This is a genomic window from Marinicella litoralis, from assembly GCF_002591915.1.
GTDB lineage: Bacteria > Pseudomonadota > Gammaproteobacteria > Xanthomonadales > Marinicellaceae > Marinicella > Marinicella litoralis.
In genome coordinates, this window is record NZ_NIHB01000014.1 from 1 (window position 1) to 1,894 (window position 1,894).

Below are 1,894 nucleotides of genomic sequence, written 5' to 3' on the forward strand. Positions count from 1 at the left end.
TTAAACCGTGCTGATTTATTATCAAATCCATTGCAGCAGTTTGAAAAATGGTTCCAACAGGCCAGAACCGCTGAACTAAAAGAAGTCAATGCCATGAGTATAGCCACGGTTAGAGCCGATGGTATGCCACAGGTCAGAACGGTGTTGTTGAAAATATTTGATGAACGTGGGTTTGTTTTTTTTACCAATTACAACAGTGCGAAATCCCAAGAAATTCAGTCGAACCCAAAAGCATCCATCCTTTTTCCTTGGCTCGATTTGGAACGACAAGTCAGAATCAGCGGTGCCGTTGAAAAGGTATCTAAAGTTGAATCACTGAAATACTTTGCCTCGCGTCCCAGGGGATCCCAATTGGGTGCATGGATTTCAGAACAAAGCCAGGTGATTTCAAGCCGCAAGGTATTAACCACTTTGTTGAACCAAATCAAAGATAAGTTCAAAGAGGGTGAAGTCCCATTACCTGATGCTTGGGGTGGGTATAGAATTATCCCAGAGTCCTATGAGTTTTGGCAGGGCAGAGCCAGTCGTTTGCATGATCGATTTAAATATACCAAGGATAAGGATCATTGGTTGATTAACCGATTGGCTCCTTAATTAAATTTTGATTCTAAAATAAAAAAAGCCGGAAGATGATTCATTCCGGCTTTTTTGTTTTCTGATGATTGAGCTTATTTATTCAATGATTCAAATAATTTATTGGTCGATCCAACGGTACCTGGTAAGGCACAATCGAAGCCATCTTTGAATAAGAATTGATAAATCAAGTCGCTGTCAAAGGCCACGTTATCATCAGGGTTTACATCAGTTTCACTGATTGGCATGGTGACGGATCCTTCAACATCAATGAACTCCATCAATGCCCCAGTTACATCCGCATCAAACAAGTATGTTATTTGCGACCCAACGGGTAAGTTGACGATTTCATTTAAATTACCAGTTCCACTCAAGCCATTACAGTCTGCGCCTTGGCAAATCCAAGAAGGTACTGACATTTTGTCACTGAATACAGTTGCCACCGTGGCGCCATTGATGTCTTTGTTACCCGTATTGCTGATGTATAAACGATAGATCATACTGTCTGTTGGCAGCACTCCAGCAACACAGTTGGTGATGAAGGCCGTCAAATCTGGACTTTCATCATCATCAATGTTTACTGCATTAATATCATCAGGGTTGATTCCATCGTAATCCGCATCGCCAGAGGAGAGTGCAGATATGATGACTTGATAGTTTTGATCAAGATCATAAACGACGTCATCCACACCAGTAACAGTGATTGTCACAGGAACATTCCAGTTGCTGGCATTGAACACTACGGTGCTTGGTGAAACAGTGCCTTCATCGGTATTGCTACTGGAGAAGTTAACTGTAACATCTGCTGTTGGAGTTAATGGTAAGGAAACTTCAAAAGTATCTGTGTCTCCCATTTCAGTGGTTACCAATTCAGCTGGTGCATTGACAGTAAGCTCATAAGGCTGTCCATCGATTACATCGATGGTGATGCTGTCAGGCTGTGAAACATTGCCTAGGTCATCTTCAGCCACTGCAGTGATGGTGTTGCTACCATCGGCCAATGGTGCGTCCAAAGTACAAGACCAATCTCCATTAAGATCGACTGTGTCCGTACAAGTTTGTCCGTCAGGACCTGTGACAGTAATCAATGAGCCCACTTCACCGGTACCAACGATCAATGGTGAATTATCATTGATGGTGGTGTTGGTAATGGGTGCTGTGATTACAGGGACGGCTGGCGCGCTCTGATCAACAGTCACTTGAGTTGGTGATGATGAGTTACCGTTTTCATCGGTCACAATCACACTGATCACATCGCCATCGGCTGGCAATGGATTAACCGGAGAACAAGAGAAGTTACCTGAACCATCGGCAGTGGTTG

Annotated in this window: 2 protein-coding genes; one reads left to right on the forward strand and one right to left on the reverse strand. The window is 43.2% G+C overall.

The genetic code is table 11. The features are described from left to right. The coding region (gene pdxH / locus CCS90_RS14780; protein ID WP_143751572.1) for a pyridoxamine 5'-phosphate oxidase at positions 1-594 on the forward strand (594 nt) is incomplete at its 5' end. Between the two features lie 74 nt (positions 595-668). On the opposite strand, the gene CCS90_RS14785 is transcribed toward pdxH, so the two are convergent. Further along, a partial coding sequence (locus CCS90_RS14785; RefSeq protein ID WP_218961672.1) for an Ig-like domain-containing protein occupies positions 669-1,894 on the reverse strand: 1,226 nt, incomplete at its 5' end.